The sequence below is a fragment of the Sorangium sp. So ce302 genome (genome assembly GCF_051530145.1).
Taxonomy (GTDB): Bacteria; Myxococcota_A; Polyangia; order Polyangiales; family Polyangiaceae; genus Sorangium; species Sorangium cellulosum_B.
In genome coordinates, this window is the sequence record NZ_CP150326.1 from 5,369,751 (window position 1) to 5,396,308 (window position 26,558).

Genomic DNA, 26,558 nt, shown 5'->3' on the forward strand with positions numbered 1-26,558 from the left:
AAGACACCACAAATCCCGACAGCCGCCCGGACGCGCAGACGCCGATACCTCGCAGTCCAGGGCGATCGCAGCGCCGCGGCACGTCATGCTGCGCCGCGCCCGCATGCGCCTCCGCCACCGCCCGACCCCTGGCCGTGACCGTTCCCTGACGGCCGTGGACGGGCGAGTGTGTCACCTTATCGAATGCTCCATACGGTGGCGATCTCAGATATCCATCTTTGCGAGCTCGAGCCGGGTGACGGCCTGTGGATGCGTTACCGTCAGGCTCCTTACTCCCCCGACAGCGAGGTCGCGGCGATGCTGGACGCGCTCCGGGACGAGATGAGGCAGGGCGCGGCGCGCGGCGCCGAGCGCGATGAGCTCACGCTCGTGCTCAACGGCGATGTGTTCGACTTCGATGCGCCGCGCGTGATCGACCAGCAGAGCGTCTTTCACGACCTCCCCCGCAGCGCCGAGCACGCGGTCCCTGCGATGAAGGCGATCCTCGCGGACCACCCGGTGTTCATCGAGGCGCTCGGTCGCGTCGTCGCGGACGGGCACACCGTCGTGTTCATCTCCGGCAACCACGACGTCCAGCTCACGTTGCCCGAGGTGCGCGACCTGATCCGGGCCCGCGTCGTCGATGCGGCGCTCGCCGCGCTGGCCGACGCGCCGCTCTCCAGCGCCGCGCGCGCGGCGCTGGGCGCGCGCGTCGTGTTTCGCGCGTGGTTCCACAAGACGCCCGACGGCATCATCGTGGAGCACGGCAACCAGTACGACGCGTATTGCAGCTACCGCTACCCGATGGTCCCGTTCGGGCGTAAACCCGGCGAGATCCAGCCCACCATGGGCTCGCTCGTGTGCCGGCTGCTCGTGTCGCGGATGGGCTACTTCAACCCGCACGTGGACGCCTCGTTCATGCTGTCCGCGTTCGGGTACCTCGCGCACTGGGCGCGTTACTACATGTTCTCCAGCCGCTCGCTCGCGGGCGCGTGGGCGCTCGGCGCGCTCCGCACGCTCGTCGAGCTCGTGCGCCGGCGCGAGCCGGAGCGGCGCGCTCGCCTGCGCGAGTGCCTCGCCGCCGCGGCGCAGGAGACGGGCGCCCCGCTCCGCGCCGTGGCCCGTCACGCCCGCCTGTTCGCACCCCCGGCGGAGGATCGGCTGGGGCTCGTCGCGCGCGAGCTGTGGCTCGACCGGGCCGCGCTGGCGCTGCTCGCGGTCGCGGTGGCGCTCGTGTGGCTGGTGCTCGCTCCGCTCTGGCTCGCGCCGGGGGCGCTCGTCGCGCCGGCGGCGCTCATCGTCTACGAGCGCCTCGTGCCGAAGCTCCCGCTCGACGCGACGTGGCAGCGCGTCAGTCGCGCCGCGCGCCACGTCGCCCGCGCCCATCGCGCCAGAGCGGTCGTCTTCGGCCACACGCACACGCCCGAGGGCACCTGGGAGGGCGGGCTGTTCTTCGGCAACACCGGCTCGTGGTCCGCCGCCTTCGAGGACGTGGCCTGCACCAAGCCGGTCTTCGCCGCGCGCCCCCTGGTCTGGCTGAGGTCCGAGCCGGGGGCGGGCAGCGCCGCGCGCCTCTCGGGAGGCCTCGTGACCTGGAAGAACGGCCGCTTCGAGGCCCTCACGGCCAGCGTCCCGCCCCCTGCCGGGCAGCGCAGCGAGCCGCACGGCGCCCATCCGCCTCTCCAGTCGCCAGCGACCGCCGCGCTGCGCACGTGACGCGCGTCACGCACGTCACGCACGTGTCCGAGCAGGCCGGCGCTCTTCACTCGAATTGAGCTCCTTCCTGACTTGCGCGAGGCGTCCCGCCGCTGGATGCTCCCGGCACGACACGCGTCCCGCTGACGAGGAAGCTCTGTGAACCCCCCGCTCCACATCGAAGCCGCCGGTGACAGCCACGTTGGCCACCAGCGCGAGCACAACGAGGACAGCTTCGCGGTCGATCTGGATCTCGGCCTCTTCGTCGTCGCGGACGGCATCGGCGGCGCCGCCGGTGGGGAGGTCGCGTCACGGATGGCGGTCGACATCGTGCGTTCGTTCTGCAAGGACGGCGAGGGCGAGATCACCCAGCCGACGGGGTACGACGAGGAGGTGACGCCCCTCGAGCTGCGCCTGGTGTCGTCCATCTGGCGCGCCAACGAGCGCATCTTCGAGGTCGGGCAGCGCGACCCGCTCTGCTACGGCATGGGGACGACGTTCGCGGGCGTCTACGCCGACGGGAGCTCGGCGTGCATCGCGCACGTCGGCGACAGCCGCGTCTACCGTTACCGAAGGCGCCGGCTCGAGCGGCTCACCGAGGATCACTCGCTCTGGAACGAGCACCTGAACAGCGGCGAGCAGCTGCCTGACGATGTGGATCCGCTGCTCGCCCGCAACGTCGTGACGCGCGCGCTCGGGATGGGGAAGACCGTCGACGTGGCCACGCGCGTCGAGCGGCCCGAGGCCGGAGATCTCCTGCTGATCTGCTCGGACGGGCTCTCGGGTCCGGTCTCCGAGCTGGAGATCGCCGAGCTGCTCGCAAAGGAGAGCGACCTCGCCACGACGGCGCGGTCCCTCATCGACCGCGCCAACCAGCACGGCGGCCCCGACAACGTCACGTGCGTGCTCGTGCGGTGGAACGCCGGCGACTGACGCGGCCGAGCGCGCCGCGCCGGAGCGGGGTGCTGCTTCGTGGGATACGGGCTGCCGAACGACGCGGATGAGCCAGTAGCGCACGAAGATGCGCCCCGCTCTACGGGAGCGTCTTGATCCGGAGCAGATCGGCGGACCTTGTCATGTCGCTGGCGAGCGTGCCCGGGGTCGCGTCGTCGCTCTCGTGCTCCACGAGCGAGAACAGCTTCCCGAACGGCGTTGCGAGCTGCTCGTCGGTCGGCTCCGCCTCGCTCCACCCCTCCGGAAGCGGCGGCAGCGCGTCGCCTTCGATCGCGTCGTACGCGCTCGACAGCCGCTCGAAGCCGTCGCGCACCGCCTTGTCGACCTCCGCGCCTTCGGCGCCCTTGGTCAGGATCCACGGCTGGAAGGCCTCGTAGGTCGCCACGCCGGCCGCGACGTTCGCGCGCATGTCGGCGAGCGTGTACTGGGCGTAGCGCGACTCCTCCTCTCCGGTCGCCGCCTTGCTGGTCTTCTCCACCTGCTCCGCGATGGAGGCGATGACCCCGCGGTAGGCGGACGGCGCGTCGAGCGCGAGCGAGCCGAAATCCGATTGCATCTTCGCCGCGTCGGCCGCGAGGCGCGCGCAGAGCGCGTCCTTGAACGAAGCGGCCTCGGCCTCGGTGGCAGGGAAGGCCGCCTCGCTGTAGTTATCGAGCTCAGACTCGAAGGCGAGGACGGGCTCCGGGATCGCGTCGGCCCAGAGGATGCGCTCGATGGCGTGCACGCCGGTCACCCCCTCACCGTCGAAGAGGTCGTCGTCGGCCTCGACCTCGATGAACGCGTCGTAGCGGGCATCCGTCGAGTAGTCGAGATCCGGAAAGACGACCGCGATGGCTCCTTCGATGCTCTCGTAGGCTTGCCGTGCCTTCTTCCACTCGGCCTTCATGGCATCGACGGCCTCCTTGTCGCTCGCCGCGCTCCACCCGTCGGCGTCCGGCGCGGGCGCGGCCGCCTGGAGCGCGGCCGTGGCGGCGGCGAACTGGTCGATGTTGCCCTGGATGAAGGTCTTCACGTCGGACACGGCCTGCTGCTCGTACTCCGCGTCGGTGAGCAGCGTCTCGTTGTCGCTTCCACACGCAGGAAGCGAGAGGGCGGCGGCGGCGATGGCCAGACCGGACCGCAAGCGGGCGGGGATGTGCATGATGTTGAGCTCCTTGTCACCGCTCGCGTTCGACGAGCGCGCGATGTGGATTGGTGCGTGTGCGTCTCGGTGGACGTCGATCAGAGCGAGCGCACGAAGTCGATCAGGGCCCCGCGATCCTCGTAGGAGAGCGCGCGGAACGCGGCGACCGAAGCGGCGGCCTCCGAGCCGGGGCCGTCGTGGAGCAAGATGGCCTGCTCGATGGTCCTGGCGCGGCCGTCGTGGAGGTACGAGGTGCTGTGGCGCACGCCGATGAGCGGCGCCGTCCGCCAGGCGACGGAGCTGGCCGACTCGTCGGCCAGCCCGTCGGCGAGATCAGGGCCGAGGTCGTGCAGGAGGAAATCCGTGTAGACGGGAGCGTCGATGTCCGCGAGCTGCGCGATCGGGTAGTCGGCGCGCGTCCTCAGCGAGGGGACATGGCAGGCGGCGCAGTCGGCCTCGGCGAACAGCGCCTGGCCGCGCGCGTCGGCGGGCGCGCGCCTCGGGATCTCGAGCAAGCGCATGTAGTCGGCGACAGCGTTCACCGTGTCGAGGACCACGTCCTCGCCCGGCTTGGCGTCGTCCGTGAGCCCGTCGGGGTTCGGCAGCTCGTCCGGCCGGAGCGGCGAGGTGATGCCCATGTCGCCCTGGTAGGCATCGGCCGTGAAGTCGTCGAGCGTGGCGACCCGCGCCTTGAACCCGAAGCGGCCGATGAGGTTCTCGTCGCCCTCGACGAAGGCGTTGAACGACTCGTCCCCGCTCTTCTTCGAGTGGAACACCACGCGGTTGATGCGCCCGCGGATGGCGTCGCCGCGCGCGGCCTGCTCGGCCGCGACCCGCTCGATCTCGGCGTCGTCGACCGCCTCCATGTAGCCGCGCCCGAACACCGGCGGGCCGAGGCGCTTCGAGACCTTGATCGTCGCCCCGGTCTCGGGCTGCGAGAGCGTCGTCGCCCCCCCGACGGCGTAGGGCCGCAACGTGTGTCCGTAGGGGAGCCCCCCCTGATCCGCCGCCGGCGTCACGCCGTCGTCCTCGACGAGCGCCATCTTCTGGACCGCGCCCGGGCCGCGCGCGGCGCCGTCGTGACAGCCGGCGCACGCCGCGCGGATGTAGAGCGGCCCGAGGCCATCGCGCTCGCGAAAGACGAAATCGAAGAGCGCGTCGCCGTCCTTGAACCGAGCTACCTGCTCCGCAGAAGCGTCGTGCAGCGGGATGTCGGTGAGGTCATCGCCGATCAGCGTGATGCCAGCCAGAGGATCGTCGGGAGCGGACTCCGAGCCGCAACCCACACTGAAGACCAGCGGGAGGGCAAGAAACAGGGCAAATCGTGACATGTCGTCGACCGGAACCGTAGCCGTAAATGAAAGTCAGCGTCAATAACCCACGGCGGCGCGCTCGCCGGGCTGGTGTGCGGGATCGCGCATGGGCGGATCCCACCGCCTTGCGAAGCGCGGCGGAGGCTCGGGCGTTACACTGCCCGAGCCGGCGCGGACGGGCTCACGCTGGAGGACAGCGGATGAAGCAGCGAGATGACGAGCGGCGCGCGGCCTCGAAGGCCCTCCGGGACGGACTGCGGGAGATCGAGCGGAACGAGGAGCGCCGCGCGGCTCACGAGGAGCTCAGCGCCGGCTGGCTCCGGTACATGGGCCCCGGCTACGGCAACGACATCTGCTCGATGTGCGGCGCGCTCCTCGACAGGGGAACGGCCTACATGCACTGCGCGCCCTGCCTGGCGACGCGCGGGATCGACGAGCAGGCGCTGCGCGGCGTGTGCGCGCAGGCGATGGCGGAGGACTGGCCGTTCCAGGATCGCCGGCTCGACGGCGGGCGCTGGGCGCGCGCGCTGATCGCGTTCTGGCGGAATCACGTCGATCCGATCGAGTCGAAGGCGATCCCGTACCGGAACAACACGCTCGAGTCTTCCTTCTACTACATGAAGCGACGCCTCACCGAGGCGGGGGTCGCGGACATCTGGACGGTGCCTGACGAGAGCCAGCGTGGGCTCGATCCTGCGATGGTCGTGCGGGCCCGGGGCGGCGCGCTTGCGATCGGCGTCACCACCCAGCGGCGCATCGCGACGGCCGACGAGGGCGCGCACGCGCACATCGCGCTGTTCGACGAGTTCCTCCACCTCGCGGGTGCGCGGGAGGGCTTCCTGGTGGTCGAGAAGCTGAGCCGACGTGCGCGGCGCGACACGCCCGTTCGGGAGATCGTGGTGACCACCGCCGAGGGACGGCGCGTGACGCAGCTCCGCTGCATGCAGGAGGATCGGAGTTGGCCCGCGCCGGCGGCGCCGGCGTAGAGCCGGGCGCTGTCGCGGCGCGGACCTCACGCCGCGCTACTGCCGGAAACGCTGCTCGATATCGTAGATCTCTGCCGCCACGCCGTCGGCTCCGTCATAGGTTCGGCTGGCCCCGCGCCCTCCGATCCCGGCCTCACCCAGCTCGATGGTCGTGTTCATGAGCGAAGGCTCGATGCCCGCGTACGCGATGGCGATCGAGTGGCCGCCGAGCCCGCCGCCGCCCGGGCCGCCCTGGCCGCCCCGGCCACCGCGACCGCCAGGGCAGGCGGCGTTCAGCCCGGTGGCCTCGCCTCGGGTCCCGGCTGCCCCGTGGTCGCCGCCCTCGCCGCCCGGCTGGCCCTCGCCCCCAGCGCCGCCATTGCCGCCGCGGCCGGTCTTCAGAACCACGTCGTTCAAGTCGATGGACGCGCTCCCCACGAAGAGGGCGATGCTCACCCCGCCGGCGCCTCCGCCGCGACCGCCGAGCCCCCCGCACCCGCCCGCGCCCCCGGCGCCTCCGCCAGCGCCGGCCGCAGAGACCTCGAAAGGGCACATCTGCGCGCCGGTGCCGCCCTTCGCGCCGCCGCCTCCTCCGCCGCCCTGGCCCCGCCTGCCCGGCGTCCCGTCGCCAGCGAGCGGGCCAGTATACCCATCCAGGAACAGATCGCCGAAGCCCGTCGCGCCGGCGCCCGGGCTCCCGTCCACCCCGTCCGCGCCATCCTGCCCCGCGGTGCAGCGCTGGGCGCTGGTCTCGCCCTTGCCGCCGTTCATCACATCGCTCGGAACCCCGCTGCTTCCATCCCCCCCGGACTCCAGGCCACCCGTCCCCCCCGTGCCGCCGCGCGAGTCGTCCGACCGATCGTCGGGCGTACCGCAGGTGTTGTTCACGGGGAGCCCGCCGGTGACCGTCGTGGCCGAGCACGCGGCGTTGCCGAAGTTGCCGATCATCCCTTTCTCGGCAGCGCCGTCCACGAACGCCCCGCCGCTGGCCCCCGGCGCCCCGTCGCCCGCCTCGAGGATGCACCGCGTGAAATCGACAGGGACCCCGGAGCTGTTCGCGGCGATCGCCGATCGGCCTGCCAGCTCGGTGTGGGTCACCGGGATCGAGCGCGCGATCACGTGGAGATCCTCGATCACCGCCGCGCCTTCGCCGTTGTCGAACGAGAGCGGCGTCTCGCCTTCGGGAGCGGTGAGCGTGGTCTTCTTCTTGTCGCCTATCCAGCGCCAGCGGTCGTCGCAGTCGAGCCCGCCGAAGAGCCTGTGTCCCCCCGGCACGATCACCGCCTCATCGAACGTCTGGGCGCAGAGATAGATGCGCCTTCCGTTGTCCGGGGAGAGCTGGAGCGCCTCCGAGATCGTCCTCAGGGGCGCCCTCTGGATCCCCGCGTTGCTGTCGTCCCCCAGGGTGCTCGAGACCCACACCCCGCACTTCGAGGGGACCGTCTCGTGCTTGCTCGGAGTGCAGGCCTCGTCGGACAGCTCGTCTTCGAGGTTCCCTATCCCGATGATATCATCCGGCTGCTCGAAGCAGCCGCTCAACGCCATCGCGACCGGAATGAACCCCACTACCCGTGCATCAACCTTGAATCGAATCCTCATACTATTCCTATTCCGGTCAGCCCTGCGCGTTTTCCAAGCAAAGCGACCTGCGCGTGCCGCCCGGCGCGATCGCCACGCCTGCCCCGCCACGCGCGCGCTCGTTGGCGGGCGCGGGCGTCGCCCGGGCGGGGGAGGGGTCACCCGGGCGGGGAGGAGACGAGGGCCGCGGCGCGCGTGAGCGCGTGGCCGCCCCGCGCCTGCCGGCGCGCGGCGTGTCGGCTCAGTTGCCTCCCGTTGCCCCCAGTTGCCCATCGCCGGGTATTCCGTGCGAACATCGGCCCATGAGCGCGAACCTGGGGGATCTCGTGCGCGAGCTGATCGAGGCCGGCGGCGGCGAGCCGATCGAAGGCGGTCGCTTCCTGCCGCTCGTCACGCTGGAGTCCGGCGCCCGGGTGGGACTGGACGGCTCGGGCGCCTGGGTCTTCGCGCCCGAAGGCGGCGGGGCGGCTCAGGCCATCGCGCCGGAGCGCGAGCGGGCCTTCTTCGAGGTGCTGGAAACGAAGCGGGACGACTTCGACGGGAGCATCGAGGCGGCGGCGAAGGCCGCGGGCCTGCCCCCCGAGGAGGTGGCCTTCTCGTTCCCCGCGGCCGACGTCGTCCGCGCGGTGCTCGCGAGAGGCTTGCCGAGCATGACGCGGCTCGCGCTCTCGTGGCTCCGGTTGACGGAGGTCCGCGCGCTCCGCGCCGAGATCATGGCCGTCTCGCGCGACCCGACGATGCCCGTGCCCGTCCGGGACCTGGCGGAGCGGCTCACGGTCCCCGCGTGAGCCCGCGCCGCGCCCCGCCCGGAGGCGGGGCCGGCGCGGGGAGGGAGGTCAGACGGTCGCGAACGCGTCGGCCGGGATGTCGAGCGCGGACGAGTCCTCGCGCCCGAGGATCTCGGCCGAGAACTTCGCGTGCGGCAGCACGTTGGCCGCGAAGTAGAGGGCAGCGTGCTTCTTGCCCTCGTAGAAGGCGCGGTCCTTCGCGCCGGCGTCGCCGGCCGGGAGGCCCTCCATCGCCTTGAGCGCGATGACCGCGCCGTCGAGCAGGAGCCAGCCGATCGCGAGCTCGCTCATCATTTCGAGGAAGCGGTTCGCCGCGAGCGGCACCATCGGCATCTTGCCCATCTGGAACCACGAGAGCAGCCGCATCGCGGTGCCGGCGACGGCCTCGTGCGCCTCGCGGAGCTCCTTGATGCTCGCGGCGAGGACGGGGTGCTTCTCGTTGGCCTTCACGAACTCGGCCACGTCGTTCAGGAAGGCCTGCAGGTTGACCCCGCCGCCCTGGCCGAGCTTCCGCCCGACGAGGTCCATCGCCTGGATGTGGTTCGTGCCCTCGTAGATCGAGAAGACCTTCGCGTCGCGGCAGTACTGCTCGACCGGGTAATCCTTCGTGTACCCGGCGCCGCCGAAGGTCTGGATCGCCGTCTCGCAGACGCGGAACGCCTGGTCGGACGAGTAGGCCTTCACGAGCGGCACGAGCAGGTCGACCTGGCCCTGGTTGTAGGCGGCCGCGCGGTCGTCCTTGCCCTGGTAGACGGCGACCGCGTCCTGGTGGCGCGCGAGCTTGATGATGAGCGCGCGGATGCCCTCCACGCGGCTCTTCATGTCGAGCAGCATCCGCCGCACGTCCGGGTGATCGATGACCGGCACGCGCGGCGCCGTCGCGTCCTTCCACTGGAGGATCGACGAGCCCTGCTTGCGATCCTTCGCGTACTCGAGCGCGTTCAGGTACGCCGAGGACGCGACCGACACGCCCTGCAGGCCCACGGAGATGCGCGCGCCGTTCATCATCCGGAACATCTGCGGCATGCCCTGGTGCTCGACGGTGCCGACGAGCTCCCCGAGGCAGGCGTCGCTCTCGCCGAAGTTGAGCACGCACGTCGACGACCCGTTGATGCCCATCTTGTGCTCGATGTTGCCGACGACGACGTCGTTCGGCGCGCCGAGCGAGCCGTCGTCGTTCACCCGGACCTTGGGCACGACGAAGAGGCTGAGCCCCTTCGTGCCGGGGGGCGCGCCCTCGACGCGGGCGAGCACGAGGTGCACCACGTTCTCGGTGAGGTCCTGATCGCCGCCGGAGATGAAGATCTTCGTGCCGCGGATGAGGTACTTGCCGTCCTTCTGCTTCACCGCGCTCGTCCGCGACGAGCCGACGTCCGACCCGGCCTGGGGCTCGGTCAGGCACATCGTCCCGCTCCACTGCCCGCCGTACATCCGCTTCAAGAAGAGGTCGCGCTGCCTCGGCGTCCCGAAGTGCTCGATCACCTCGGCCGCGCCGTACGTCAGCCCGGGGTACATGTTGAGCGCCGCGTTCGCGCCGCAGAGGAACTCCTCCACCACCGTGTAGAGCGTGAAGGGACCGCCCTGACCGTCGTAGGTGGGCGAGACCGAGACCGACTTCCACCCGGCCTCATACAGCTTGTCCCACGCGTCCTTGAACCCCGGCGGGGTCTTGACCTGCCCCTCCTCGATGCGACAGCCGACCCGATCGCCGACCGCGTTGAGCGGGCCGAAGACATCGCACGCGAACTTGTATGCCTCGTCGACGACCATCCCGACCTCGTCGCGCCCCCACGCGTCGTAGGGCGCGCTGCCGAGCAGCTCGTCCAGGCGGAATTGCTCGAAGAGGAGGAAGCGGATCTCGCGGAGGTCGGCCTTGTAGCGGTTCTGGTGGGTTTGAGCGTTCGACATGGGAGACCTCCTCGTTGCCGCGGCAGGGAGGCGCTGGCAGCCGGTTCCCTTCCCGGTCTTCCGCGCAGCTGCGGCACAGTTCTGCATTCGCCTAGCATGTCGCCGCGGCGCGTCAACATCCGTCCGCAACACGTGAAGAATCTCGTGGAGATCCGTGGAGATCGGGGCATCCGAGGCGGGTCGTCGGCGGGGCTCCCGCGCCGGGATCCACGGCGTTGAACTGGCGAGCGGCGCGGCGTAGGCTCGCTCGCGATCGACCATGTCCGACCCGGCTTACATCACGCCCAGCGGGGCCAGGAGGCTGTCCGAAGAGCTCGCGCGGCTCCGCTCCGTGGAGCGGCCTCGCATCGTCCAGGAGGTCGCCGACGCGGCGGCGCAGGGCGACCGCTCCGAGAACGCCGAGTACATCTACGGCAAGAAGAAGCTGCGCGAGATCGACCGGCGGATGCACTACCTGACCAAGCGGCTGGAGAAGGCCGTCGTGGTCGATCCGTCCGAGCAGCGCGGCGACAAGGTCTTCTTCGGCGCGACGGTCGAGATCGAGGGCGAGGACGGCGCGCGCCACACGTACCAGATCGTGGGCGAGGACGAGATCGACAGCGCGGCAGGACGCATCAGCTGGCGCTCTCCGGTCGGCCGGTCGCTCCTCGGCAAGCGGGCGGGGGACGTGATCACGGTGCGCCGCCCGGCGGGCGAGGCGGAGATGGAGCTCATCTCGGTGCGTTACGGCTGAGCGCCGCGCAGGCGCCAGGGCCAGAGAACCAGAGAAGGAGACGGAATCGGCATGAGGATCTTGCACACGATGCTCCGGGTCGGCGATCTCGAGCGCTCGATCGGCTTCTACAGGGACGTGCTCGGGATGCAGCTCCTGTCGCGGCAGGACTACCCGGAGGGCAAGTTCACGCTCTGCTTCCTCGGCTACGGGAAGAACCCCGAGCACGCCGAGCTCGAGCTCACGCACAACTGGGGCGTGGACAAATACGAGCTCGGCACGGCGTACGGGCACATCGCGCTCGGGGTCGACGACATCCGCGGGGCCTGCGACCGCATCCGGGCGGCGGGCGGGAAGATCACGCGCGAGCCGGGCCCGATGAAGCACGGCAAGACCGTGATCGCGTTCGTCGAGGATCCGGACGGCTACAAGGTCGAGCTCATCGAGGAGTCGAGCCGGAGCCGGTAGCCGGAGCCGGGACTCGAGGCCGGCGAGGCGCGTCGAGGCAGGTGAGGGCGCGGAGCGGCCGGAGGCCCAGAGGAGCCTCCGCGCTGCCCGCGCCTCGTCTCTGCTACGCGCTCGCCTACTCGCTCGCCTCCGCGCTCGCTTCAAGCCCGCGAGGCGCGGCTGATCAGGCGCCCACGACCGGCGCGGCGTCGTTCGCCGGCTCGGGGGACGAGAGCTCGCCGCCCTCTGCCGCGGACGCCTCCTCGTCGGGCGCCTTGGCCGGCGCCTCGGACGAGGCGCTGCTCGCGGCCGCCGCGGCCTTCTCGGCGTTCGGGCGCCGGCCGCGCGGCTTCTGCAGCAGCGACGGGGCGAGGTCGCCGTCGCCGCCCTCGTGCCAGCGCAGGTACGCGACGGCGCGGCGGCACTCCTCGTACGCCTTCGCGACCAGCGAGATCGCGCGGGCGCGGCGATCGCCGGCGTCGGTGATCTTCGGCGCCGCGGACGAGCCCTTGCCGGGCTTCGCGGCGAGCGCGGCGAGGAGGCGCACGCCGAGATCCGCGGCGCGCTCGAGCTCCTCGTCCTCGACCGCCGTCTTCGCGCGGACCTTGTCCCAGGAGCCGCGGAAGAGCTCGGCCAGGGCGATGAGATCGCTCGCGAGATCCGCGTGCCCCTTGCCCTTGCGGATGTCGGCGACGCGCTGCTTGTCGAGGAGGTTCCTGTGACCGAGCGCCTCGGCGGCGACGAGGAGCGCCTCGCGCAGCGTGCCGGCCTCTTCGGTGAGCTTCTTCGCGTCGAGCTCGCTCGCGGGCGTGCTGTAGAGAAGATCGGCGTACCAGGCCGCGAGGGCGAAGTCCTCGAGCTCGTCCAGCATCGCGATCGGATGGTTCGGGAGATCCCGGACGATCTCGTCGCGGAGCTCGCGCAGGTGGGGCAGGGCGGAGAGCACGGAGCTCACGGCCCTGGGGACCTCGACGTAGACGGTCACGAGATCGTCGGGGCCGAGCTCGAGGAGCTTCGGCTCAACGCGGCCGTACGCAGCGAGCGCGGCGGCCGGCGAGGACGGGAGAACGGGAGCAGGTGCTGCTTTCGGGGGTCTCGCCATACAGGTGTCTCCAGCGGAGGGCGCGCACACTGCCAGACAGAAGCGCGAAGGGAAAGGGGGACCGCGCGATTGCCGCCGGAGGCTCGGCCGGAGGGCGCCCTGGCGCGAACAGACTCTCCGGCCGGGCGCGCTGTGCTCTGGTAGATTGCGGCGCGAGGACTCACGACATCATGTACGCGATTGCGATCATTCGTTACAGGCGACCGCTCGACGAGGTGCTCCCGGCCGTCGACGCCCACCGCGCCTACCTGAAGGGGCTCATCGAGCAGGGACTGCTGCTCGTGTCAGGGCCGCTCGATCCCCGCTACGGCGGGGCGCTCCTGCTCCGGGTGCCCGACGAGGCGGCCGCGGCGACGCTGGATCGGATCCGGGACGGCGATCCCTTCACGGCGAAGGGGCTGGCGCAGTACGAGCTCCTGCCCTGGGCGCCGGTGTTCGGAAAGGAGGAGCTCGACAGGGTGTTCGCCCCGAAGCCCTGACGGGAGCGCCGCGCCGTTCATCGCACCGGCGCCGTCCGCGCCGCCGACCGCGCCGCGCGCTACGGCGTGTCGAACGAGAGCACGCCCGAGTCGTCCGTCGTGTAGCGCCCGCCCGGCGTGATGCGCATCGCGAGCTCCGGCTCCCGGGAGACGACGGCCACGTCGTAGCCGCCCTTCGGCAGGAGACCGGTGATCACGTGCCTGCGCGTCGCGCGAGGCACCTGATAGGACAGCGGCCCCGAGCTCGGTCGCGGTTCCGAGCGCAGATCCGAGCGGAAGAGGACGACCGTGCCCGCCACGAGCGCGCCGTCGAAGCCGGAGCCCTGCGCGCTGTCGATCCGCGTCGCCGCATCCATCGCCGCGCCCGCGTCCGCGCCTTGCAGCACGTGCAGGAAGCGGACGTCCGTCGGGGCGGTCGGATCCTCCACGACGAGGCGGTGGGTCGTCGGCTCCATCGCCGCCGGCTTGTCGACGTTCTCGATCGGCACGGCCGCCATGCGGGCGCTCCGCGGCAAGAGGCTCTGGATGAACAGCGTCTGCCCCCGCGGGGTCACGGCGCTGGCCGTCCGGCCGGCGATCCGCGGCGCCGAGGTGGTCATCAGGTTGAACCGCTTGAACCGGCCGGCGGTGCGGGACGTCGCGCGGTCGTAGACGACCACGTGATCCGGCTGCAGCCAGACGACCGACCGGCTCGCATGGACCATGTCGCGGGCGGCGTCCGTGGGCACCCAGACGTTCTCGCGGGTGTTGTACAGATCCGTCGCTATCCCCTCGGCGAACACGTAGCCGGCGCCGCGGGTCATGCGCGTGCTCGGATCGCCGGCGGCGCGCCCCTCGCGCCACTGGCCGCCTCGCGCGACGATCTCCTTCTCGTACCAGCGGATATTCGACGGCTTGTCGTTCTGCAGGGAGAGGGTGTTGTGGTAGTCGGTCGTGGCCCCGATCAGGTTGTTCGAGTAACTCGTGTGCTCCTTCGTCAGCCACTCTCCCTTCCGGTAGAGCTCGATCTGATTGCAATCGCCGATCTGGTGGTTGATGGTGACCCAGCCGCACCGCCAGGTGAACCACGTCGCGCCCGCCGTCCAGTCCGATCGCGCGCGGAGGGAGCCGCGTCCCTGCGCCCGCTCGAAGAAGGCGGTGGGCATCGCCGGGCGAGGATCCGCCGGGAGCGGCGCGGCCGGGTCGAAGAGCATGAAGCTCAGGATCGCCCGGCTCGGGGCGGGTGAGCCCCAGATCTTGGACGTGCGCGCGTAGAGCTCGGGCGCGCCGCCCGCGATCGTGTTGGCCACGATCCAGCGCGATCTCTGCAAGCGCGCGGTGTTGCCCGTGAGCTGGTCGTAGACGCCCAGCGAGCCGAACAGCTCCGCGAAGCGCGGCTCGACCCAGACCTGCAGCGTGTCGCCGTAGTTCGCCATCTCGTAGACCGGCCCGAGGTCGCGCCTCGACGGGTACGTGACCGGGCCCGGCGCGATCGAGTGCAGGAACCCGTCCGTGAAGCGGTCCCAGTATCCGCTGCGCAGCAGCCCGATCTGAGGTCCTGACTGGGCCTGGGTGCCGTAGCCGGCCGTGTAGAGCCCGAGCAGCGCGTGGTGGAGGGTCGCGACGCCGCCGCCGTAGAGAAAGCCCTCCACGGGCAGGCCGCCGCTGGCCACGCCGAGCCCGTCGGACGGGACCCCGAGCTGCTTGGCCGCGGTCTCGGAGGCCTCGAAGATGGCAAAGGCCTGGTAGAGCCACGCGCCCGTCGCGTCCGCGCGATAGCTGCGCAGCGTGTTGCCGAGCGTCCCCGCCGGCGCGCTCGGATCGAGCGGAGGGTCGTCCGCGTCGTCCATCGAGAGCGACATCAGCGTGACCTGGCGCAGATGGCCGAGATAGTAGTTGTTCGCAGCCCACCTGAGCTGGAGCGGATCGCGGAGCAGCGCCGGATCGTTCATGACGCCGACGGGGTGGGGGTGCTCGTTGCCCGCCGTCGAGGCGTGGAGGTTGTCGTCAATCCACCTGAGAAAGACCTGCCGTATCTTGGCCTTGTCGCCGGCGGAGAGCACCGGGCGGCCGCCGCTGTCGGTCGCGTTATAGATCCAATCGACCGTCAGCGGGAACCCTTCACCCCACCAGCGCGAGCGATCGCCGGTCGCGAACCCCGGGCGGCGGAAGGGCTGGCCGTCGGCTCTCCCCTTGCTCGCCTCCTCGATGGCGACCATCAAGAGATTGCGCGCCCTGACGGCGTGGGTGGGGCGGGCCGCGACGTCGGCATCGATGAGCGACATGAATGCGAAAAACTCGGCATACGCCTCGGTCGGATACTGCTCGTAGGCGTTGGTGCCGCCGTCCGGCCACGTCGGGTTCGGCCGCCCATTCGGGTAGAACCGGCCTTCGTAAGCTGCGATCGCACCCCGGAGCGCGGGCAACATGGCCTCCCTGTACATGCGGTTTCGGCTGTCCGCGGCCCACCCGCGCAGCCTTGGGAGGTGTTCGTTCGTGAGCCAGAGTCGCGGGTGACCGGTGACAGGCTGCGCGGCGGCGCGCCCCGGCGCCCCGACAAGGCCCAGGGAGAGCACCGCGGCGGTGAGGATGTGGTGAATCGGTCGCATGCTGGTTCTCGGTATCGCTGGGCGCGAACAGCCGCGCCGGCCAGCGTTGACCCACGCTGAACAGCACGCGTCGTGCCGAGTATTTTCGTGCGCGTCGCGCGTCACGAGGAATGAGCAGTGTGCGTCCGTGTCACATGGCCAACATCGACGGCGCCGCCGAGCGGCTCGCGCGTGGCGACCTCATCAACCCTCGGGCGGAGACGCGCGCATCATCCCTGTGCTCGACCGTCGGAGGACGGCGCCATGCACGTCGCGCAGGTGGTAATACTGCGTACCATTCACCTGGTAAGGCGACGCCATCGCGGCGGAGCTGGCGCTCGCGCTTCGCGGGGCAGGACGGCGGCGACGTAGAAATAGCGAGCGCAATCGAAATGCCGAGCGGAGTGAGCCCTCGCCTCCGCGCCCCTCCGCGGCCCCGGAAGACTCGGACACCTCGGAACGTCGGAACGTCGGAGGACACGCGCCTCGAGGCTCGAGGACACATGACGCGAATCCGCCGCACCTCCGCGCGGATCTGTCGCTATACTCGGCGAAGATAGGAGCGCTCTGCAGCATGCCGACGCCAGACTCCTCCCAGTTCCTTGGCGATCCTCGGGTCCTGCGCGAGGGGAATCTCGTGAAGGGCACCCTGATCGGCTCCCGCGCCGAGGCCCTGCGGCAGAGCTATGGCGATCGGGCCGTGGCGGATCTGAGCCGTCAGCTCTCGCCGCAGGCGGCCCGCTACCTCGACGATCCGCCGATGCCTCTGGCCTGGCACGACATGGCGCCGCTCCTCGAGATCGACTGCGCGCTCCTGCACGGGCTCTTCGGCGGCAGGATGGAGAAGATGCGCTTCTTCGGCGCGGAGATCGCCCGGAAGGACCTGACGACGACCTACAAGACGATGGCGGTGGTGGGCTCGCCGTCGGTGCTCTTCAAGCGCTTCGGCCTCATGTACAAGACCTACTTCAAGTACGGCGACTTCAGCGTGACGGCCACCAGCGACGCCGCGGGGAGGGCCACGCTCTCGGGCGGCGGCCTGCCGCTCTACATGTGCGGCCATGCCATCTTGGGCTGGGTCGAGGCGGGCCTCGCGCTCCTGGGCAGCAAGCGCAGCTCGGTCGAGCATACGGCCTGCAGGCACCGCGGGGCGCCGCGGTGCACCTGGTCGATCTACTGGTGATCCGCCGCTGGTTCCTCGGGGCTTCGCCCCGAACCCCTGCGTCCGCTTCGCGGCCGCGCCAGTTCCATGTCAGCAATCCCCGGCGGGATTTCTGACATGGAACTAGGCGGCCCGCCCGTCGTCCCCGAACGCCGCCCGCGCGAGCAGCCGCTGCAGCGCCTCGGCGCTCTCCTCCCACGACGGGGGCGCCGCCTCGGCGAACGCGTCCTCGTCCCAGGTTCGCGCGAGCGCCTCGCGGAGCGCCCGGCCGAGCGCCCCGGCATCGCGCGACGGGACGAGAAGCCCGGTGCGCCCCGGCGTCACCACATCCGGGATGCCCCCGACGCGCGTGGCCACCACAGGCCGCGCAGCCGCGAGCGCCTCGAGCACCACGTTCGGCGTTCCTTCCGCCCAGCTCGGAAGCGCCAGAAGATCCGTCGCGGCGAGGTGGCGGGCAACCGCGGAGAGCGGCCTTGCCCCGACCGCGATGATTCGCCCGCGCCCCTCGCCCAGATCTGCGGGCTCGCGAAAGCGCCGCGCGGCGGCCTGCTCGACCGCAGCCCGCTCCGGACCGTCGCCGACGATCACGAGATGGACAGGCTCGCTTCCGTCGTGGCCGTCCCTGCCGAGCGCCTCGAACGCGTGCAGCAGCTCGTGGATCCCTTTCTCCCGGCTGACGTGCCCGACGAAGGTGACGATGCGCCCGCGCGCCGGGAGCCCGAGCTCGCGCCGGGCAGCGCGCCGGTCGGCAGGGCGGAAGAGCGCGCGGTCGACCCCGTTGCGGACGAGGACCGCGCGCTCCTTCGGCGCGCCGAGGGCCACGAGCGCCTCGACCATCGGCCGGCTCACGCCGATGGCGCATGCGGCGGACCGGAGCGCGCTGCCGACGAGCGGCCGCACCGATCGCCAGCGCGCCACGACGTTCACGTCCGTGCCGTGGGCCTTCACCGCATAAGGGAGGCCGAGCATCCGGGCGAGCAGCGCCGCGGCGCAGGCGTCGGGGTAGAGCCACGCCCCCAGCACGACGTCGAACCGCCCCCGCAGTCGCGGGACGTACGGCAGGAGCCCCGCCAGGTAGAGCGGCGCGTTCACGGGCGCCAGCACCCGGCCCGCCCCGGGGAGGTACGGCGCGCGCGCGTGGACCACGGGGACGCCGTCGATCTCGTCGCGCGCGGGCACCGCCACCAGCCGGCCCGGGCGTGTGCGATCGCCCAGGAGCGATACGCCCGGGTGGTACGGGATCGCCGCGAGCACCTCCACCGCGCACAGGCGCGACAGCGCCGCGAGCTGCTGCCGCTGGAACGCGCACGACAGCGGCTCAACCCGGTTCGGAAAGATGCGCGTCACCCAGAGGACGCGCAGCGGCCTCGGCCAGCCCGCCTCCTTCATGCCCACGTTCACACCCGACTTCATGATGTAATATTTGTTACATTCGATGGGTCCGCCCTCAGCGGGGCAGCGATGGACTCCGGGGTACGTCCTGCCCTGTCGGCGCACGTCCACACCGCGAGCGCACGCCTTGCACGGCCTGGCCCGCTCTCCGGAGCGTCCCCGGCGGCGCTGCGCAGCCCCTCGCGCGGCACGCCGTAGCACGCGCACGCCGAGGCCAGATTTGTAATGTTGCAAACATCATCGAACGTGGGACGCTCCGGGCGCCGGGCGTGCTGCCGGGGAGGGGAGGGCGGCCGATTCGGGTCGCTCCGTGCCGCGGGGCTTGCCGCTCGACAGCGAGGGGGCGCGTGTTCTCGTTCGTCTTGCCGATGTGGGACTCCGACGTGACGGCGCGGGCGGCGCTGGAGCAGAGCGTGGCGTCGAACGTCGGGGACGTGGGCTCGGGAGCGCTGATGGCTGGCGTCGTGGGCTCGCTCGAGGGGTCTCTCCGGGGCGAGGTGTCTCGTTATGGACTGAGCGTCGATGGAAGCTACGAGCGGGTATTTCAGGTCTCGCTCGACCCGGCTCGACTCACGCCCTCCGACAGCGCCTCGGCGCGGCTCGGCGGGGGAGCGGGCTGGGCGCTCTCGCCGCTCGCGGATCTCTCCATGGCCGCGGCCGGCTACCTCGCGACCCGCCTCGGCGTGCGCGCCGACGACGCGCTCGCCGCGCGCGATCCGTTCCTGTCCGGCGATCGCCTGCAATACACGCTCTCCGCCGCGCCGGCCCTCTCCATCACGGCGTCGCGGCGCTCCTCGGTGCGCGTCGGCGTCGGCTACGAGCAGGCGGGCGCGCTCTCGGCCGACGACCCTGCCGCGGTCGGGATCGACGCGCACACGGGGCGCGCCGAGGTGAGCACCTCGTTCGACCTCGGCGCGCTGGACACGCTGACACCCGAGCTCCGGTACGAGGTCACCCAGTACCATCACGCGCTGCTCGACACCGATCTCACGCGCGGCGCGGCCCGCGTCCACGCCGGCGCCGCGCTCCTCTCCGAGTCTCACGAGCTCACGCGGAACCTCTCGACGCGCGTCGCCGGCGGCGTGACCGTCGCGAGCCCGCCGCCCGTGCTGTCGTCGCGCGACGCGGTGCTCTCGCCGGCGGCGCGGATCGGGCTCACCTACGTGGAGGAGCGCTATCGGCTGACGGCGGGTTACGCCTATGCCTACACGTCGCTCGGGCCGAGGATCGGATTCGGACACGAGCACGAGGCGTCCCTCGAAGCGAGCTTTCGGCCCGCCCGGGGCGGCGCGACCCGCGACCTCATCGTGACCGGGGTCGCCCGCTTCTCGACCGGCAGCGCCCCCGTCGCCGCCAATCCCCCGCTCCACCTCACCCCCGGCGCGGCGGCGCCCTCCAGGGAGGGGTCGGTGTCCACGACCACGGCGCTCGCGGGCGCGGAGATCTCCTATCCCCTCTGGCGCGGGCTCGCGCTGAGCGGCGGCGTCGATCTGGAGTACACGCGCGCCGCGCTCGATCCAGCGCCGAACGCAGGCGAGGCCGGCGGCTCGCTGAGGAGCATCGTCAGCGCCGGGATCTCGGGGACGCTATCGACGGATCGACACCGGACGCTCCGCCGCGATCCCGACGGCGCTTGGGACGACGAGCGCCGCGGCGCGATGATCCAGGGGATGCCCTCCGGCCGCTGGCAGGCGCCCGAGCCAGGCCGCGAGCCCGACGACGGCGGCGACACCTCCGGCGAGGCCCCACCCGCGCGCGCCGCGCAAGCCGGCCCGCGCGCGACGCGCGACGCGCGATAAGCCCCCTCGACACGCCAATCGCTCCCCCCGCAGGGAGCGGCGCGCCCACCCGCGCGACGGCTCAGCCGCCGGAGAGCCGCGAGACGACCGTGCACCGGGCGGCGCACGCCTGGCGTGGCGCGTGGCGCGTGGCGCGCGGCGCGTGGCGCGTGGCGCGCGGCGGCTCAGCCTCGGTCCACGGGACGCTAAGGACTCGACGTAGGCAATCCGTCGACGGCGTTCTCGCGCCGCGACTCCCCACGACAGCCCGCACGTCATCGGCGCGACCCGGCCGCGAAAGCGCCAATTTCGCCGCGCCCGACCTCGCGCACGGCGGCTCAGTCCGCCGTCATGAAATGAGATTCGTCGGAGGCATCTGGCAGTCTGCCCCGGTCTGCTCTAGTGTAGGTTCAACTACAACCGTAGGTGCCCCGTCAGAGGCGACGCGCCGTGATGTGCGACCGCCCGGGGCCGACGAGTGGAGGGAAGATGCTGGAGCTGTTCCGGTCGCCGCGCCGGGCCATGGTGTGGTTTGTCGAGGCCAGCCTGCTCTCGCTCCTGGTGTGCTGCGCGCCGGGCGTGATCGTGGGCTGGGAGCATACGCTCGATGGGGAGCGCTTCGGACGGACAGCGAGCATCTCGTTGGTGGCGCTGACGTCGCTCTACTATCACGGCCTGTACGGGCCCGAGCCTCCCAGGGCACGGGCGCTGGTCCTGACGACGTTCCGGGCGCTCGGCCTGGCGGCGGCTGTGCTGTGGCTCGCGTTCTGGCTCGTGCCGGACGCGCAGATCAGCGACCGGGTGCTCCTGACGTCGCTCGGCGCGGCGGCGCTCGTGCTCCCCGCGTGGCGCGCGGCGTGTGATCGGGTGATGAGGAGCGAGAGCTTCTCCAAGCGCGCGGTCGTGCTGGGCTCAGGCGAGCTCGCCCGCTCGTGCGCGGCCCTCATCCGGAAGGATGGACAGGTCCTCGGGCTGCGCCTCGCCGGCCGGCTCGTCAGAGACGAGGAGCCGATCGACGAGGCCGAGATCGCGGGGAGGTACCGTGACCTCCGCCGCCTCGTCGAGCAGCGCGGCGTCGCGGCGGTGATCGTGGCGACGTCCGATCGCCGCGCCGCCTTCCCGCTGGAAGAGTTGCTCGATCTGAAGCTCCGCGGCGTCGAGATCGAGGAGGGCATGGATTTCTACGAGCGGGTGACCGGCAAGATCTGCGTGCGCGAGCTGAGGCCGAGCCAGATCATCTTCTCTCACGGGTTCAGCGTGCGGCGGCGGACGCTGATCGCGAAGCGGATCTTCGACGTCGCGTGCGCGACCGTCGGGCTCGTCCTCGCGCTGCCGCTGATGGCGCTCACGGCCGCCCTGGTGAAGCTCGACTCCAGGGGGCCGGCGCTCTATTCGCAGATCCGGACAGGCGCTCTCGGGAAGCCGTTCAGGATCCACAAGTTCCGCTCGATGAGGACCGACGCCGAGAAGGACGGGGCGGCGTGGGCGACGGAGAACGATCCGCGCGTGACCCGCGTCGGGCGCTTCATCCGGAAGACGCGGCTCGACGAGCTGCCGCAGCTCTGGAATGTGCTCGTCGGCGAGATGAGCATGGTGGGGCCGCGGCCCGAGCGCCCCGAGTTCATCGACGCCCTGGAGAAGCAAATCCCCTTCTTCCGGCAGCGGCTCTTCGTGAAGCCGGGAGTGACGGGGCACGCACAGGTGCGCTGCCGTTACGGCGCGTCCGCCGAGGACGCGCTGGAGAAGCTCCAGTATGATCTCTATTATATGAAGAGCTTCTCGCTCTGGTTCGATATCTCCATCCTCATCGACACCGTGAAGGTCGTGCTCTGGCGCATCGGCGCACGGTGAATCGTCCGGCCGCCGCTCCGTGCAATGGCTGCGCTCTTTACCGCCGGGCTCGGTGGCGCGCCCTCTGCAGAGCACGCGCGAGAGATCGGCGGTCGTCGGTCTCCGGGGGGTTCGGCGATGAAGACGTGGATGAGGGCGAGCGTCGTGAGCTCGGTGCTTCTGGTCCAGGGCTGCGCGGAGCTCGACCCGGCGCCGGGAGAGAGCGTCGCCGTCGCGGCGAGCAGCCTGAATGTCTCGGCCTTCCGCTTCATGGAAGGCGGAGAGCTGCCGTATGTGCTCGGCTTCTCACCCGAGACCGGCCAGATCCTCGGCGGCGCGCACCAGCTCCTCATCCCGCGAGCCGGCGGCCGCGAGGCGCTCGACGGCGCCAACCTGCCCTCGCACCTGCACCCCGAGCTCCGGGGCTCCCTGCTCCAGCTCAACTCGACGCTCCGGGAAGGCGAGGCGCAGTCGACCGCGTTCGCCTCGAACTGGTGGCCGCAGCGGCAGAACGGCATCGCCGATCGCTGGAACTCGACCAACAAGAACTACTCCGACCGGATCTCCGACCCGGACAACATCTCTCCCGTCGAGAAATACGATGTCCTGTTCCACTCGGGGCAGATGGAGACGCTCGGGGCCATCGCCTCGTGGAGCATGGACGACCTCAGGAGGCCTCCCTACCTGCGCAATCCTCCGTATATCCAGCCGACGGTGGTCGTGGCCGGCCCGGCCACGCGCTGGGAGCTACAGCATCACGGGCTCTACCAGGGTGTCTACCCGGAGTACTGGTGGGGGCACTGCAACGGGTGGTCGGCCTACGTCGCCGCCGAGGGGGCCGGGCCGCGCCGCGACGTCCGGGTGAAGCTCTCCGGCGCGAAGGTGACCGAGTGCGCCGCGGCGGAGACCGGCTGCGTCCTGTTCCGCATGGCGGACATCGAGGCGCTGATGAGCGAGCTCTACTTCAGCGACTCGGTGACCTTCTCGGGACGTCGCTGCGAGACGCGGGCGGATCGGACGATGCGCGACGTCTACGGCAGGCCCATCGACCCCGCCTGCCGCGACCTGAACCCGGCCACGATGCACGTGGCCATGACCGGGCTGCTCGGGGTCGGAGCAAAGCCGCTCCACGGCGACTCGACCCAGCGACAGAAGCTCATGTTCGTCGTCGACCACACCTGGGACGTCGAGGTGTGGAGCTTCCCCGTCAAGCAGTTCTCGATCGATGTCATCGAGGAGGTGGACGTCCGGCAGGCCGCGCGGCTCCTGTGCGGCGGCGCGTATGCGGGCGCCGACTGCTACAATTACAGGTTCAACCCGGGCGCGACGCGCTTCGTCCGCGTCGCCGCGCGCTTCTGGATGATCTCCGATTCGGTCACCGGCGAGACGCTGCTCACGCCGCCCGAGCAGCGCACCGTGCCGCTCTCCGTGTCGGAGCTGCACTACGTGCTCGAGCTCGACGAGAACCTCACCATCCTGGGCGGCGAGTGGATCAAGAACCCCTCGATCGTGAACGGGGTCAACGGCAAGGAGCTCCACCCGGATTATCTCTGGATCCCGGTGCGGGCCCAGGGCGCGGGCGAGGACGCCGACGATCTCGGGGGCGCCGAGGACAACCCCTACATCTCGTACGCGAAGGTCAAGGCGCTGCTCACGCTCTCGCAGCGCGACGACTGAGGCGCAATGCCGTGCGCGCCGCGCGCGCCACGCCCGAAGCGCCCGGCCTGTCAGAAGTGCGACGGCGAACGGCGGCGCGGCGGAGATTCAAGAAGCGTTGGCGGGGTGGACGGGACTCGAACCCGCGGCCTCCGGCGTGACAGGCCGGCGTTATAACCAACTTAACTACCACCCCAGACGTCAGGGATACGACCGCTCGGCGAGCGCCGAGCCAGCTCGGCTTTGCTTCCCATGAGCAAGCTCGCCATGAGCCAGACCTCCTCGCCTGGCCTGCACCGAGCGATGCAAGCCAACCGAGGGAGGCTCAGGCGAGCATCGACTCAGATGTGACAGGGAAGAAAGCTGGCGGGGTGGACGGGACTCGAACCCGCGGCCTCCGGCGTGACAGGCCGGCGTTATAACCAACTTAACTACCACCCCAGACTGACATCACTACAGATCACCCAGGCCCCTAGACCCAGGAAGTGGGCGGGACAGGGGTCGAACCTGCGACCATCGGCTTGTAAGGCCGACGCTCTGCCGCTGAGCTACCCGCCCCGTCGGAGAGGTGCGCGACTGTACTCGCCGAACGGAGTCCGTCAAGATTTATTTCTCGCGGCCTCCGTCCCTGGCTGATCGAGCCCGCGCCTGCCCTTCGATCTCCGTGGCTTTCGCCGCGTGCCGCGCCGCCACACGCGCCCGCACCGGTCCCGCCGCCACCCTCGCGATCCGCGTCCGCGTCCGCGCCTCGCGTCGCTCGTTTGCTGCGATTGCAAGCGCTGTCACGAACGCGCCGGGCGGCCGTGCGAACAGAGCTGTTGGACCGTGTGACAACCTGACTCATCGACACACTTACAGCGTAAATTTCCCATGTGTCCGCGCTACGCTGTGCGTCAGCGGCGCCAGCCGCGTGTACGCGTAGTGGAGGAGCAAGCAACGTATGGCGGAGAAGATCGGCATCCTCGTCGGCTGGGAACAGTCGTTCCCTCAGGCCTTCCTCGAGAGGTGCAACAAGGTGCCGGGCATCCGGGCGGAGATCGCGAAGCTCGGCGGGACGCCCGAGCGGTTCGAGAGCCCGTACCGGGTGCTCATCGACCGGATCAGCCAGGAGGTGAAGCACTACCGCTTCTACTTGAAGGCCGCCGCGCTCGGCGGGGCGTTCGTGATCAACGACCCGTTCTGGTGGAGCGCGGACGACAAGTTCTTCGGCTACTCGCTGGCGTCGCAGATCGGCATCGCGACGCCGCGCACCGTCATGCTGCCCCAGCGCGACTACATCCCGGCGATCGTCAAGGAGCGCAGCCTCCGCAACCTCGAGTATCCGCTCAACTGGGAGGCGATCATCGACTACGTGCGCTTCCCGGCCATCCTCAAGCCCGCGGACGGCGGCGGGTGGAAGGACGTGTCGGTGGTGCGGAGCCAGGAGGAGCTGCTCGCCGCCTACAACGCCTCGGGGCAGAACGTCATGACCCTGCAGGAGTTCATCGACTTCGACGACTACGTCCGCTGCATCTGCGTCGGGAAGGATCGCATCCTCCCGATCCAGTACGACCCCAGGGCGATCGGCCCCACGGGGCTCCGCGGCTGCTACGTGCAGCACGAGAACGAGCGATGGCTCCCGAAGGCGCTGCACGACCGCGTCATCGAGGACGCGATCAAGATCAACAAGGCGCTCGGCTACGACATGAACTCGATCGAGTTCGCGATCCGCGACGGCGTCCCGTACGCGATCGATTTCACGAACCCGGCGCCGGACATGCACATCGAGCACCTGCGGGAGCGGTACTTCAACATCGCCGTCGACTGGATGGTCGCGTTCGCCGTGGAGTGCTCGAGGGGCGACCGGCGGACGAGGGACGGCTACGCGTGGTCGAGGCTCGTCCGGCCCTCCGTGGGCAAGGTTCGGCTCGGGGCCTCGTCGTGACCGCCGTCGAGGGGCTCCTCGACGGCCAGTTCACGCTGGGCATCGAGGAGGAGTTCCAGATCGTCGACGCGGAGACGCGCGAGCTGCGGTCGTACGTGAGCCAGCTGCTCGAGGGGGGGCAGGGCCACGAGCTGCTGCGCGGCCGGGCCCGCCCGGAGATGCATCAGTCGGTCGTGGAGACGGGCACCGGCGTCTGCCGGGACATCCGGCAGGCGAGGGGAGAGCTCGCCGAGCTGCGCGGCAGCCTGAACGCGCTCGCGCGGCGAGGGGGGATGCGGATCGTCGCGGCCGGGACGCACCCGTTCAGCGACTGGAAGAAGCAGGACATCACCGACGGCGAGCGCTACCGGTGCATCGTGGAGGACCTGCAGGACGTCGCCCGCGCCAACCTCATCTTCGGGCTGCACGTCCACGTCGGCGTCAAGGACCGCGAGGTGGCGATGGCCCTCGCGAACCAGGTCCGCTACTTCCTGCCGCACATCCTCGCGCTCTCCACGAGCTCGCCGTTCTGGCTCGGCCGCCCCTCGGGGCTGAAGAGCACGCGCAGCGAGATCTTCAAGCGCTTCCCGCGCACCGGGATCCCGGGGCTCTTCGAGTCGTACGGCCACTTCCAGCGCTTCGTCGATCTGCTCGTGAAGACGGGCTGCATCGACAACGCGAAGAAGATCTGGTGGGACGTCCGCCCGCACCCGTTCTTCGACACGGTCGAGGTGAGGATCTGCGACATGACCACGCGCCTCGACGACACCGTGGCGCTGGCCGCGCTCGTCCAGGCCGTCATGGGCAAGCTCTACCTCCTCTACCGGCGCAACCTCGGGTTCCGCGAGTACCGGCAGGAGCTCATCGAGGAGAACAAGTGGCGCGCCGTGCGCTACGGCCTCGACGGGCAGCTCATCGACTTCGGGAAGCAGGAGCAGGTCCCCGTCCGCCACCTCGTCGACGAGCTCCTCGAGTTCGTGCAGGAGTCGGCGGAGATCTTCGGATCGCAGGGCGAGCTCGAGCGGGTCCGGAGGATCCTCCACGAAGGGACGAGCGCGGATCGCCAGCTCGCGGTCTACGCCCGGACGAAGAGCTTCCACGCCGTGGTCGACGACCTGATCGAGCAGTCGAGCCTCGGCCTGTGAGGCCCCGAGCTGCCCGGCGGCGGAGGCCGCCGTGGGGAGGCCGCGCGCCGGGAGCAGCCCTCCTCCCGGCGCGCGGGCGGCT

At 70.8% G+C, this 26,558-nt stretch carries 20 protein-coding genes and 3 tRNA genes; 13 read left to right on the forward strand and 10 right to left on the reverse strand.

The genetic code is table 11. The features are described from left to right. Positions 1 to 195 precede the first annotated feature (195 nt). Both WME73_RS20315 and WME73_RS20320 read left to right on the forward strand, forming a co-directional pair. Entirely contained in the window at positions 196 to 1,695 is a 1,500-nt protein-coding gene (locus WME73_RS20315) for a hypothetical protein (RefSeq protein WP_437747069.1), read from the forward strand. Positions 1,696 to 1,833: 138 nt separating this feature from the next. Continuing rightward, entirely contained in the window at positions 1,834 to 2,607 is a 774-nt protein-coding gene (locus WME73_RS20320) for a PP2C family protein-serine/threonine phosphatase (protein ID WP_437916805.1), read from the forward strand. 100 nt (positions 2,608 to 2,707) lie between these two features. On the opposite strand, the gene WME73_RS20325 is transcribed toward WME73_RS20320, so the two are convergent. Next, positions 2,708 to 3,769, reverse strand: coding sequence for an EfeM/EfeO family lipoprotein (locus tag WME73_RS20325; protein WP_437747071.1), 1,062 nt, complete (start codon positions 3,767 to 3,769; stop codon positions 2,708 to 2,710). 80 nt (positions 3,770 to 3,849) lie between these two features. Then, complete coding sequence (locus WME73_RS20330; RefSeq protein ID WP_437916806.1) at positions 3,850 to 5,082, reverse strand: di-heme oxidoredictase family protein; 1,233 nt, start codon at positions 5,080 to 5,082, stop codon at positions 3,850 to 3,852. Positions 5,083 to 5,264: 182 nt separating this feature from the next. Here WME73_RS20330 and WME73_RS20335 point away from each other — a divergent pair, with 182 nt between their 5' ends. Next, positions 5,265 to 6,050: a hypothetical protein gene (locus WME73_RS20335; RefSeq protein ID WP_437767675.1), complete on the forward strand. Its 786-nt coding sequence runs from the start codon at positions 5,265 to 5,267 to the stop codon at positions 6,048 to 6,050. Positions 6,051 to 6,086: 36 nt separating this feature from the next. Here the strand turns inward: WME73_RS20335 and WME73_RS20340 are convergent, their stop codons facing one another. Further along, positions 6,087 to 7,628, reverse strand: a complete 1,542-nt coding sequence (locus WME73_RS20340; RefSeq protein ID WP_437916807.1) for a PGRS family protein — start codon at positions 7,626 to 7,628, stop codon at positions 6,087 to 6,089. A 281-nt stretch (positions 7,629 to 7,909) separates the two neighbouring features. On the opposite strand from WME73_RS20340, the gene WME73_RS20345 reads away from it, so the two are divergent. Continuing rightward, positions 7,910 to 8,395, forward strand: a complete 486-nt coding sequence (locus WME73_RS20345; protein WP_437747075.1) for a hypothetical protein — start codon at positions 7,910 to 7,912, stop codon at positions 8,393 to 8,395. 48 nt (positions 8,396 to 8,443) lie between these two features. Here WME73_RS20345 and WME73_RS20350 read toward each other — a convergent pair whose 3' ends face one another. Next, entirely contained in the window at positions 8,444 to 10,303 is a 1,860-nt protein-coding gene (locus tag WME73_RS20350; protein ID WP_437747076.1) for an acyl-CoA dehydrogenase, read from the reverse strand. A gap of 259 nt (positions 10,304 to 10,562) precedes the next feature. Here WME73_RS20350 and greB point away from each other — a divergent pair, with 259 nt between their 5' ends. Both greB and gloA read left to right on the forward strand, forming a co-directional pair. Next, entirely contained in the window at positions 10,563 to 11,036 is a 474-nt protein-coding gene (greB, locus tag WME73_RS20355) for a transcription elongation factor GreB (protein WP_437916808.1), read from the forward strand. A 51-nt stretch (positions 11,037 to 11,087) separates the two neighbouring features. Continuing rightward, positions 11,088 to 11,483: a lactoylglutathione lyase gene (gene gloA, locus WME73_RS20360; protein WP_437718537.1), complete on the forward strand. Its 396-nt coding sequence runs from the start codon at positions 11,088 to 11,090 to the stop codon at positions 11,481 to 11,483. A gap of 163 nt (positions 11,484 to 11,646) precedes the next feature. On the opposite strand, the gene WME73_RS20365 is transcribed toward gloA, so the two are convergent. Next, on the reverse strand, positions 11,647 to 12,564 hold the full coding sequence (locus WME73_RS20365; RefSeq protein WP_437747078.1) for a hypothetical protein: 918 nt from the start codon (positions 12,562 to 12,564) through the stop codon (positions 11,647 to 11,649). Between the two features lie 170 nt (positions 12,565 to 12,734). Here WME73_RS20365 and WME73_RS20370 point away from each other — a divergent pair, with 170 nt between their 5' ends. Continuing rightward, positions 12,735 to 13,043: a YciI family protein gene (locus WME73_RS20370; protein WP_437747079.1), complete on the forward strand. Its 309-nt coding sequence runs from the start codon at positions 12,735 to 12,737 to the stop codon at positions 13,041 to 13,043. Between the two features lie 59 nt (positions 13,044 to 13,102). Here WME73_RS20370 and WME73_RS20375 read toward each other — a convergent pair whose 3' ends face one another. After that, positions 13,103 to 15,631 carry a hypothetical protein gene (locus tag WME73_RS20375; RefSeq protein WP_437916809.1) on the reverse strand — a complete coding sequence of 843 codons (2,529 nt, stop codon included), beginning with the start codon at positions 15,629 to 15,631 and terminating at the stop codon, positions 13,103 to 13,105. 553 nt (positions 15,632 to 16,184) lie between these two features. Here WME73_RS20375 and WME73_RS20380 point away from each other — a divergent pair. Beyond that, entirely contained in the window at positions 16,185 to 16,793 is a 609-nt protein-coding gene (locus WME73_RS20380; RefSeq protein WP_437916810.1) for a hypothetical protein, read from the forward strand. A 102-nt stretch (positions 16,794 to 16,895) separates the two neighbouring features. Here WME73_RS20380 and WME73_RS20385 read toward each other — a convergent pair whose 3' ends face one another. Continuing rightward, positions 16,896 to 18,185 carry a glycosyltransferase family 4 protein gene (locus tag WME73_RS20385; RefSeq protein WP_437916811.1) on the reverse strand — a complete coding sequence of 430 codons (1,290 nt, stop codon included), beginning with the start codon at positions 18,183 to 18,185 and terminating at the stop codon, positions 16,896 to 16,898. 326 nt (positions 18,186 to 18,511) lie between these two features. On the opposite strand from WME73_RS20385, the gene WME73_RS20390 reads away from it, so the two are divergent. The 3 genes from WME73_RS20390 (at position 18,512) to WME73_RS20400 (ending at position 23,449) form a co-directional block, all read left to right on the forward strand. Next, on the forward strand, positions 18,512 to 19,963 hold the full coding sequence (locus tag WME73_RS20390) for a hypothetical protein (protein WP_437873001.1): 1,452 nt from the start codon (positions 18,512 to 18,514) through the stop codon (positions 19,961 to 19,963). Between the two features lie 468 nt (positions 19,964 to 20,431). Beyond that, positions 20,432 to 21,793, forward strand: a complete 1,362-nt coding sequence (locus WME73_RS20395) for a sugar transferase (RefSeq protein WP_437747084.1) — start codon at positions 20,432 to 20,434, stop codon at positions 21,791 to 21,793. A 117-nt stretch (positions 21,794 to 21,910) separates the two neighbouring features. Then, positions 21,911 to 23,449: a hypothetical protein gene (locus WME73_RS20400; RefSeq protein ID WP_437916812.1), complete on the forward strand. Its 1,539-nt coding sequence runs from the start codon at positions 21,911 to 21,913 to the stop codon at positions 23,447 to 23,449. Between the two features lie 98 nt (positions 23,450 to 23,547). Here WME73_RS20400 and WME73_RS20405 read toward each other — a convergent pair. The 3 genes from WME73_RS20405 to WME73_RS20415 all read right to left on the reverse strand — a co-directional run bounded on the left by WME73_RS20405 (position 23,548) and on the right by WME73_RS20415 (position 23,986). Beyond that, positions 23,548 to 23,624: transfer RNA gene (locus tag WME73_RS20405), tRNA-Asp, on the reverse strand. 168 nt (positions 23,625 to 23,792) lie between these two features. Beyond that, positions 23,793 to 23,869 (reverse strand) — tRNA-Asp (locus tag WME73_RS20410). Positions 23,870 to 23,914: 45 nt separating this feature from the next. Beyond that, positions 23,915 to 23,986: transfer RNA gene (locus WME73_RS20415), tRNA-Val, on the reverse strand. A 382-nt stretch (positions 23,987 to 24,368) separates the two neighbouring features. On the opposite strand from WME73_RS20415, the gene WME73_RS20420 reads away from it, so the two are divergent. Both WME73_RS20420 and WME73_RS20425 read left to right on the forward strand, forming a co-directional pair. Next, positions 24,369 to 25,352, forward strand: a complete 984-nt coding sequence (locus WME73_RS20420; RefSeq protein ID WP_437873003.1) for an ATP-grasp domain-containing protein — start codon at positions 24,369 to 24,371, stop codon at positions 25,350 to 25,352. After that, complete coding sequence (locus WME73_RS20425) at positions 25,349 to 26,476, forward strand: carboxylate-amine ligase (RefSeq protein WP_437747087.1); 1,128 nt, start codon at positions 25,349 to 25,351, stop codon at positions 26,474 to 26,476. The genes WME73_RS20420 and WME73_RS20425 overlap by 4 nt, the downstream gene beginning before the upstream one ends. Positions 26,477 to 26,558: the final 82 nt, after the last annotated feature.